This window comes from Lentzea tibetensis (genome assembly GCF_007845675.1).
Taxonomy (GTDB): Bacteria; Actinomycetota; Actinomycetes; order Mycobacteriales; family Pseudonocardiaceae; genus Lentzea; species Lentzea tibetensis.
Map to the genome: position 1 here is coordinate 190,420 of NZ_VOBR01000017.1, position 8,108 is coordinate 198,527.

10 protein-coding genes are annotated in these 8,108 nt (G+C 67.3%); 2 read left to right on the forward strand and 8 right to left on the reverse strand.

All coding sequences use genetic code 11. The features are described from left to right. Nucleotides 1–49: 49 nt before the first annotated feature. Together FKR81_RS26130 and FKR81_RS26135 are read right to left on the reverse strand one after the other, a co-directional pair. Nucleotides 50–427 (reverse strand): anti-sigma factor family protein, encoded by a 378-nt coding sequence (locus tag FKR81_RS26130; protein WP_146355414.1) that lies wholly within the window; start codon nt 425–427, stop codon nt 50–52. A 4-nt stretch (nt 428–431) separates the two neighbouring features. After that, nucleotides 432–959 carry a sigma-70 family RNA polymerase sigma factor gene (locus FKR81_RS26135; RefSeq protein ID WP_146355416.1) on the reverse strand — a complete coding sequence of 176 codons (528 nt, stop codon included), beginning with the start codon at nt 957–959 and terminating at the stop codon, nt 432–434. 258 nt (nt 960–1,217) lie between these two features. Here FKR81_RS26135 and FKR81_RS26140 point away from each other — a divergent pair, with 258 nt between their 5' ends. Then, nucleotides 1,218–2,438, forward strand: coding sequence for a DUF4142 domain-containing protein (locus FKR81_RS26140; RefSeq protein WP_186763177.1), 1,221 nt, complete (start codon nt 1,218–1,220; stop codon nt 2,436–2,438). Between the two features lie 24 nt (nt 2,439–2,462). Here the strand turns inward: FKR81_RS26140 and FKR81_RS26145 are convergent, their stop codons facing one another. The 5 genes from FKR81_RS26145 to FKR81_RS26165 form a co-directional block, all read right to left on the reverse strand. After that, nucleotides 2,463–3,104, reverse strand: coding sequence for an HAD family hydrolase (locus FKR81_RS26145; RefSeq protein ID WP_235921772.1), 642 nt, complete (start codon nt 3,102–3,104; stop codon nt 2,463–2,465). Nucleotides 3,105–3,113: 9 nt separating this feature from the next. Further along, a complete protein-coding gene (locus FKR81_RS26150; protein ID WP_146355420.1) occupies nt 3,114–3,479 on the reverse strand; it encodes a hypothetical protein in 366 nt (121 codons plus the stop codon). Then, nucleotides 3,479–4,072: a hypothetical protein gene (locus FKR81_RS26155; protein ID WP_146355422.1), complete on the reverse strand. Its 594-nt coding sequence runs from the start codon at nt 4,070–4,072 to the stop codon at nt 3,479–3,481. The genes FKR81_RS26150 and FKR81_RS26155 overlap by 1 nt, the downstream gene beginning before the upstream one ends. A 452-nt stretch (nt 4,073–4,524) precedes the next feature. After that, nucleotides 4,525–5,646 carry an AAA family ATPase gene (locus tag FKR81_RS26160; RefSeq protein WP_146355424.1) on the reverse strand — a complete coding sequence of 374 codons (1,122 nt, stop codon included), beginning with the start codon at nt 5,644–5,646 and terminating at the stop codon, nt 4,525–4,527. Continuing rightward, nucleotides 5,633–6,418 carry an RNA ligase family protein gene (locus FKR81_RS26165; protein WP_146355426.1) on the reverse strand — a complete coding sequence of 262 codons (786 nt, stop codon included), beginning with the start codon at nt 6,416–6,418 and terminating at the stop codon, nt 5,633–5,635. The genes FKR81_RS26160 and FKR81_RS26165 overlap by 14 nt, the downstream gene beginning before the upstream one ends. A 167-nt stretch (nt 6,419–6,585) precedes the next feature. On the opposite strand from FKR81_RS26165, the gene FKR81_RS26170 reads away from it, so the two are divergent. Then, a complete protein-coding gene (locus FKR81_RS26170; RefSeq protein WP_222598399.1) occupies nt 6,586–7,386 on the forward strand; it encodes a S1 family peptidase in 801 nt (266 codons plus the stop codon). 407 nt (nt 7,387–7,793) lie between these two features. Here the strand turns inward: FKR81_RS26170 and FKR81_RS44430 are convergent. Then, nucleotides 7,794–8,108, reverse strand: a 315-nt coding sequence (locus tag FKR81_RS44430; RefSeq protein ID WP_222598400.1) for a hypothetical protein, incomplete at its 5' end; no start/stop codon positions are given.

An 8,108-nucleotide genomic window follows, 5' to 3' on the forward strand; every position in this document is an offset into this window, starting at 1 on the left:
GGGCAGGATGGTGCGGGGCTGGCAGGCCCTGACGCGCCTGTTGCTGGGATCACACGTGCTCGAACAGGGAAGCCTGCTGGTACCCGATCCCTCCCGCCTGGTCGACCGAGCTGACCTCCACCGGTTCGCCGGGACCGCCGGCGAGCGACTGGACGACGGACAGCACCGCCGCGATGGCGACGACGAAGCCCGCCGCCACGTAGAGGATGCTTCTCGTGACCTTGCAGACCGGCTGACGCGCGGACATCGACAGCGCCGCGCGGGCGGACGGGTCGCGCAGCAGCGGCGTGAAACTCCTGAACTCATCGAGCTCGAGCTGGCACTGCCCGCACCGGGCTAGGTGCTGCTCGAACCCCTCGGCGTCCTCCCTCCCGAGGACGCCGAGCACATAGGCCGCCACGTCATCGTGGCGTGTGCCGATCTCCATCCCACTAGCTCCTGTCCTGCAGAGCCCGGCGGATTGTGTGCATCGCCTTGTACAGCCGGGACTTGACGGTTCCTTCCGGTACCCCCAGAACGACCGCTGCCTCCTTCACGGTGCGACCCAGAACATACGTTTCGTAGATTGCCGACCGGTGATCATCACTCAATTGGCGGATCACATCGGTGATCACCATTACGGAAAGTGTTTGATCTGTCTCGTCCGGAGATTCAGCAATGTCCGGTCTCGTTAGTTCGACTTCCTGAGGCCGCGCCTGCTTACTGCGCCAGCCGTCGATGACAATCCGCTTGGCGACCGTGGAAAGCCATCCACGCAACATCCCCGGTTCACGCACGAGGTTGTCCGAGTTCTGCCAGGCCCTGATCAAAGTCTCCTGGACGACGTCCTCGGTCCACTGGCGGTCGTAGTTGGTCAGACAGAGGACCTGCGAGAACAGCATGCGCTGGAACTGCCCGTACAGCAGCGTCAGCAATTCTTCGTCCTCGTGGGCCCCTGTTGCTCTGGCCATATTTCCCATGGAGCGTGCGACCTCCCCGGAGATCGGAAGACGTCTCGCTGCGGGCGGCAGTCCTGAGCGACGTGTTCCGAGTGCGGAATCATCTACACCATACTATGTAAACGCGAAAGGTTCTCGGGTACGTAAATTTGCCCATAATGGTTCGCACAAAGTTGTGTGATGCACGTCACATATTGATCAATGCATCTGTCGTGAACTTGCGTGCCACCTGCGCGTATCTACGTCGAAGGCAGCTCGATGTCGGGAGGAACGGGCACCATGGGGTACCGGGTTCGCATAGCCGGTTTGTTGACGTCGCTCACTCTCTGCATTGTCGGAGCGGCATTTTCGCCACCCTCCGCACTGGGGCAGCAGACGAATATCGACACGGCTGATCGAATGTTCGTCGTGGCGCTTCACCAAGCGAATCTGTGGATCATGCCGGTGAGCCGCCAGGCGCCGAACCAGACAACGAACGAAGGCATTCGCAAGGCCGCGCGCGAGATCTTCGACGCGCATTCCCGGCTCGATGTCGACATTCTGAAGGCGGCCGCGGACGCCGGAATCGTGCTGCCGAACGAACCGAACAGCGACCAAAAGGCCCGAATCGTCGAGCTCAGCGACAAAATTGGTTCAGACCACGACCGCACCTTTGCCACCACGGTGCGTGCCGCGGAGAGTTCACTGCTCGTTCAGGCGTCCCGCATTCGTGCGTTGACGAAGAACAGCACGATGCGCACCCTCGCGCACGTGACAATGCACGGGATGATGCGGAACATGACGTCGCTGGAGGCCACCGGACTGGTCGACCCGAAGGCATTCCAGCTCGACGGGAAGAAAGCGGAGGTGAGCGCAGTCCGAATCATCGCGGACAACGTCGAACCCGCCGACCGAGAATTGTACGTGCAGCTGCGCCAGTACTCGCTGTGGCAGACGCCGATCAGTCGCGAGGCCGCCGACCGCGCCGCCGACGCGAGGGTGCGCAACGTGAGCGGCCGGCTCGCCGACGAGCACACCGTCCTGTCGCAGAAGATCTACGACTTCGCCCAGCGCGCAGGCGTCGTCCTCCCCGCCGAGCCGACGACCGAGCAGAAGTCGTGGGCGAACGCGATCTCCAAGAGCTCCGGCCCCGAGCTCGACCGCATGTTCGCGAACCTGCTGCGCGCCGCCGACGGCTCACTGATCACCCTGGTCGCCGAGTCGCGCGCGACGTCCCGCAACGACGCCGTCCGCGAGCTCGCCCAGGGCTCCCTCGAGCAGCTGCTCGGGCACATGACGCTGCTGGAGAGCACCGGGCTCGTGCAGTCGACGTCGCTGACGGTCAGCCCCGAGACCCCGGCCACCGAGACCCGCGCGACGGGGCCGTCGCCCGCGCCCACCAGCTCGTCGGGTCGCAGCGGCCTGCTCACCGGGGTCATCGTCCTGATCGTCGCGGCCGCGGGCACCCTGTGGCTGGTCCGCGCGGTCGGCCACCACGGGGGCAGCAAGCACCGGCGTTAGATCCTTCAGATCTTGTTGAGCGCTTCAGATCTTGTTGAGCGCTTCTGGGATGGAGTCGGCGACCGGCATGCCGGTCGCCTCCAGTGCCGCGCGGCTCATGACGCCCGTGGTGACGAGCACGCAGCGCGCCCCGACGCTGCGCGCCGCCTCCGCGTCGTCGACGACGTCCCCGATGAGGACGGTGTCGCGCGGACTGATCTTCAGCGCCTCGAGGTGCTCACCGAGGTGCTCGGCCTTCGAGCCGCCACCGGTGGTGAGCCGGAGGCCGTCGATGCGGCTGAACAGGTCCGCGAGCCCGTACTCGGTGACGAGCGGGACGAGCTCGTCGTGGAACCACATGGACAGCAACGACTGCGTGCGCCCGGTGCGGTGCCACTCGTGCAGGTGGTCCGGCACACCGCCGGCGAGCCGGCAGACGGTGAGGAGCTGCCGGTACTCGTCGTGGTAGAGCTTGTCGATGCGCGCCCAGTCGGCGTCCGTGAGGCTGGTGCCGAGCAACCGCTCGTAGCACTGGAGCAGCGGCCTGCTGAAGATGGACTGCCAGTACTCGATGGTGATCGGCGCCCGGCCGAAGCCCGCGCACACGTTGTTCACCGCCGCGATGACCGCGTCGTTGTCGTCGAGGATCGTGCCGTTCCAGTCCCACACGACGTGCTTGATGTCCACACCGGGACCTTATCTTCTGGCACTTCCGTACCACACCGTGTCCACGTGCTGCTCCAGCGCGTGGACGGTCTCGGCGACGTCGCAGCCGAACTGGCGCAGCTTGCGCGCGGCCTTCTCGCGCAGCTGCTTGTCGAACAGCGACTCGTAGCGCGGCAGCAGCACCCACGCCTCGACGCTCATCTCCATGCGTTCGATCTCGCTGAGCCGCCACAGCCCGTAGGACGGCATGTTGTTGATGATGAGCCTGCGCGCGGTGGCGACACCGCCCTGCGCCGCGAGCATGCGGCCCAGGAACGTCCCGTCGTAGCCGAACCGCACGAGTTCCTCGACACCGCGAACCAGGTCGCGGTGGAACTGGATGCTGAGGTCTTCCATCACGCCTGCCCCACGAAGATCGCTTTGTTGGCGCCGGAGTCCGGCTGGAACACGAGTCTCATCTCGCCCTGCTGCGCACTGACCGCGAACGCGACCGCGTACGTGAAAGTGCTGCCCGGCAACACGGTCGAGGACTCGATGCCACCGTGACCGCAGTCGCCGTTCGCGTCGAACACCGGCTGCGCCTTCTGCCCGTCGAACCGCGCGGTGCCACCGACCCCGAGCCCCGCCGTCTCGAACGCCTCGGCCGCGTCGTTCGCGACCGTCACGGTGAACCTCATCGCGCGCTCGATGCTCGGCGGCGACGCGAACTGACCCGGTGTGCACACGACCGGCGCGGACACCTCGATGGCGAGGCCGTCCTTCCACGTGACGCGCTTTCCCCAGGTCGACATCTCGACCGCGACCGCGGCCTTCGCCGGTTGTTCACCACTCACCGCACCGTTGTCGACAGGACCTTGGCAACCGGCCGTGGCGACCAGTCCGGCGATACCGAGCAACGCGGGAAATCTTCGTCCCCCGCGTTCGGGTTCGACGGACTGCACACCGTGACGGACCGGCCGCACCGGGTAGGTCATTTCAACTCCTGCCATGTCGTTGTGCTTGCGACGTCGCGACGTCGCTGGCACCCGTTACCGGCAACGAATTGATTCCAACTACTCCGACACAGCCACTCTACATGACGCTGACCAGCGCAAACAGGCCGACGAATCGCTCAGGACGCGGTCAGCCCGCGCGCTCATCGGCCGCTGTGGAATCACTTGTAGCTGGCTTATCGACGGGTAAGCGCATTCCGTTACCGGCACTGCTCACCAACATGACCCGATCGGACCAGCCCGAACAACAGTCCGGTCAACCCGACGACCTCGTAGCGGATAGCCGCCCAGACGAGGGACATCATTACTTCCACCTAATTTCTTCAGGTTCTCTTCAGAATTGAGTTCCGCGTTGTGTTCCGCAGTGGGGAACGGTCAACGAAACGATCATCGGGCCGCTCGCTTCCGCCGTTATCCCCGTTGAACCGACGTAACCCGATCGGTCTAGCTCAGCGCGTGTCGATCCACTCGACGGTGTGAGCCTCGGTCGGGTCCGGCGCCTCCCACTTGGCAGCGAGCCGGTCGATCACCGCCGCGGGTACCGGCTCCGGCCGGGCGCTGTTGCGCGCCCGCAACGTGGCCGGCGGCGCTTCGAGCCCGATCAGGGTGATCCGCGCGTGGTAGTCGGCGGCGAGTCCGATACATCGGTCCCGCATCTGCCGCGACACGTTCGTCGCGTTCCACACGAACCGCTGCTTCGCCCGCAGGTGCTCGCGCGCCATCTCGAACGCCGCCGCCGCGACCGGCCGCTGGTCACCACCGGGGCCGACGCCGAGCCGTGCGCGCACGGCGTCGAGGCTGACGACCGGCCAGTCCGCGCGGTGCGTGCCGATCCAGTGGTCCTTGCCGACGCCGGGCAGTCCGGAGAGGACGGTGACCTCGACCCGCGTGTCGTCGTACGCCGCGTAGCCCGGATCACGCCCCGGCGTGCGGAAGTACTGGAACCGCGCGTGGTCCGACGGGAACACGCGCGGCCCGTCGAGGCAGCGCAGCTCGCGGCAGTAGTCGCGGTACAGCGCGATGTTCTCCAGCACCTCGTCCGCGTCACCGCAGACGCGCCCGAGGATGTCGGCCGTCGCGAGGATGACCAGGTCGTCGTTGCGCGCCAGCAGACTGACCCGGAACGCGATGCGCTCGAGGTCCGGCCGCTCCAGCGCCCAGAACGGCACCTGGTGGTGGCGCACCAGCGCGGCCACGTGCTCACGCCAGGGTGCCGGGGCACCCATCTCCCACAACACCTTGCGCACCAGCAGATCACCGGCGCGCGAGTGCCCGTGCGCCGTGATGCGCCCGTCCTCGATCTGCGTCCGGAACGGCTTCGCCGAGTCGTGCAGCAATACGGCCGCGAAGAGCAGTGTGCGCTCGTCGCTCGGCCGGGCTCGCCACTCGGGGATCCGCGTCAACGCCTCGCACGCCATCCGCGTGTGCGTGGCGACGTCGCCCTCGGCGTGGTGCACCGCGTCCTGCGGCACGCCGTCCATCGCCCGCACCCACGGGAACTCGGCGTGGACGGCGTCCCAGTCGACCGTCCACATCGGAGGCTTCGGGCACAGCTCGTCAAAGACCCGCATACATCACCGCCGCGTCCGCGAGCCGGTTCGGCAGGATCGGCCGCTCCTGCCAGTGGCTGCCCGAGTCGAGCACCGCGGTGAGGAACGTGGGCCGCACCCACTTGTAGCGGGCGACGGTCAGCCCGTTCTCCTCGACCTTGACGTAGAGGCCTTCCATGTCGTCGTCCGCGTCGGTCTCCCGCGCCACCTGGTCCGGGTCCTGCCCGCCGGCTGCTGCCGCGTCGGCCAGGTTCGCGCGCCAGTGCGTCGTCCGGCACGTGGACGGCCCGATGAACGCGGTGAGCGCCTTGACGTTCGGCAGCGTGCCCTCGTGCAACACCGGCACCGACACGACCTGCGTACCCGCGAGCACCCGCCTGCGCGCCGGCGTGTCCAGGAAGTCCCCGGTGCGCCGGTCGAGCAGGTCGAACTCGCAGAAGTAGTGCGGCAGCGCGTCGTAGAACACGGTGTGCTTGGCGTACAACCATTCGCCGTACAGCACGTAGCGCGTACCGATGGCTCCCCACAGCTGGTCCCGATGCGCCGCGGCCCATGCTTTCAGCTGTGTGAACTGCCGCTCCCGCGGCCCGCCGCCCAGGAAGTGCCCGCGGCTCTGCAGCCGGAGCTCGCCCGCGTCGTCGAAGCTGATGCCGGCGTTCGCGCCGTCCAGCTTCTCCTCGACCACGAGATGCCGCCCCTTGAGCTCCGCGAAGCGCACCGAGTCGAGGTCCTCGTCGCCGGGCTGGCGACGGGAGCCCTCGAGGTGCGGCGTCCGCGGGTACTTGAGCAACATGCCCTTGGTTGTAGCCGACGGATCAGCGCTGGTGCCAACGGATTAACGCTCGCGGAGTGATTTCACACGACCGCGCCGGGTTGACGGTACTTCCGGCCGTAGCGGTGTCAATACGATCCGTAACAAGGTGGCTCCGGATGCCATTTCCCGAAAGGAACCCCCTGCACATGGCACGACTCGTAGGCTCCCTGCTGGCCACGGCGATCGCACTCGCGGTCTGCGCGGCTCCGGCCCAGGCCGCGCCGGTCGACTTCACCGGCATCGTGGCGCTGAACAACTGCTCGGGCTCGCTGGTGCGCACCCCGAACTCCGCACCCGGCGACAAGGCACTGGTCCTCACCAACGGCCACTGCGTGAAGTTCATGGCGGCTGGTGAGGTGCTGGTCAACCAGTCGGCGACCCGCTCGTTCCGCCTGCTCAACGGCGCAGGCACCCAGATCGCCACCCTGCAGGCGACCAAGCTGGTGTACGCGACGATGACCGACACCGACGCCGCGCTCTACCAGCTCAACACCACCTACAGCCAGATCGAGCAGCAGCACCGCAGCCGCGCGCTCGAGCTCGCCACCACGCACCCGGTGTCGAAGTCCGACATCAAGGTCGTGTCCGGCTACTGGAAGCGCATCTACACCTGCAAGGTCGACGGCTTCGCCTACCGCCTCAAGGAAGCGAACTGGACCTGGAAGGACTCGATCCGCTACACCCAGTCCTGCAACACCATCGGCGGCACCTCCGGCTCCCCGATCGTGGACGTGGCCAGCGGCAAGGTCGTCGGTGTCAACAACACCGGCAACGAGAGCGGCGAGCGCTGCACCCTCAACAACCCGTGCGAGGTCGATCAGTCCGGCGCTGTGACCGTCCGCAAGGGCATCAACTACGGCCAGGAGACGTTCCACTTCAGCGCCTGCTTCGGCGCGGGCACCACGCTCAACCTGTCACTGCCGGGCTGCACCCTGCCCAAGCCCTGATCTCGAGGCTCTGACAGTCGGTCCGTCCGCGGGTGCTGCCACCCACCGGTGCCGCAGCACCCGCGGACGGCACCGCCTCCGACACACCGCCGGCGCGCCGCACCTCGCGCCACACAGGGAAGCCGGGCTGGCGGGAAGTGCCAGGCAGTGAAGCGGCTGGGCAGCACCAACCGAGTGGCACCAGGACACGCGCTGCGAAAGCCGCGCGGTGGCAGGCGACGCGCGAGGCGCAGCAGGAATCGCCAAACGCGCGACGCCAGATGCGCGAGCCGAGGCGAGCTGCGCGCTAGCCGGCAAGGCGAGCACACGCCAACGGCATCGCTCAACGCATGACACCCAAGCAGGCAGCGCCAAGGCGACCGCTCAAGGCACGAACACCAAGGGCACGACGCCAAGCGAGCAATGCGTCAACGAACGCCGCTCGCGCGCGCGATGCCAAAGCGAGCACCGCTAAAGCGAGCGGCACGCGGCACGCGGCACGCGGCACGCAGCACGCAGCACGCAGCACGCAGCACGCAGCACGCAGCACGCAGCACGCAGCACGCAGCACGCAGCACGCGGCACGCGGCACGCAGCACGCAGCACGCAGCACGCAGCACGCGGCACGCGGCACGCAGCACGCAGCACGCAGCACGCAGCACGCAGCACGCAGCACGCAGCACGCAGCACGCAGCACGCAGCACGCGGCACGCGGCACGCAGCACGCAGCACGCAGCACGCAG

What these genes read in the sequence shown, in the direction of transcription:
- FKR81_RS26130 (WP_146355414.1), bottom strand. Translation starts at nt 427, where the DNA reads ATGGAGATCGGCACACGCCACGATGACGTGGCGGCCTATGTGCTCGGC.
- FKR81_RS26135 (WP_146355416.1), bottom strand. Translation starts at nt 959, where the DNA reads ATGGGAAATATGGCCAGAGCAACAGGGGCCCACGAGGACGAAGAATTG.
- FKR81_RS26140 (WP_186763177.1), top strand. Translation starts at nt 1,218, where the DNA reads ATGGGGTACCGGGTTCGCATAGCCGGTTTGTTGACGTCGCTCACTCTC.
- FKR81_RS26150 (WP_146355420.1), bottom strand. Translation starts at nt 3,479, where the DNA reads ATGGAAGACCTCAGCATCCAGTTCCACCGCGACCTGGTTCGCGGTGTC.
- FKR81_RS26155 (WP_146355422.1), bottom strand. Translation starts at nt 4,072, where the DNA reads ATGGCAGGAGTTGAAATGACCTACCCGGTGCGGCCGGTCCGTCACGGT.
- FKR81_RS26160 (WP_146355424.1), bottom strand. Translation starts at nt 5,646, where the DNA reads ATGCGGGTCTTTGACGAGCTGTGCCCGAAGCCTCCGATGTGGACGGTC.
- FKR81_RS26165 (WP_146355426.1), bottom strand. Translation starts at nt 6,418, where the DNA reads ATGTTGCTCAAGTACCCGCGGACGCCGCACCTCGAGGGCTCCCGTCGC.
- FKR81_RS26170 (WP_222598399.1), top strand. Translation starts at nt 6,586, where the DNA reads ATGGCACGACTCGTAGGCTCCCTGCTGGCCACGGCGATCGCACTCGCG.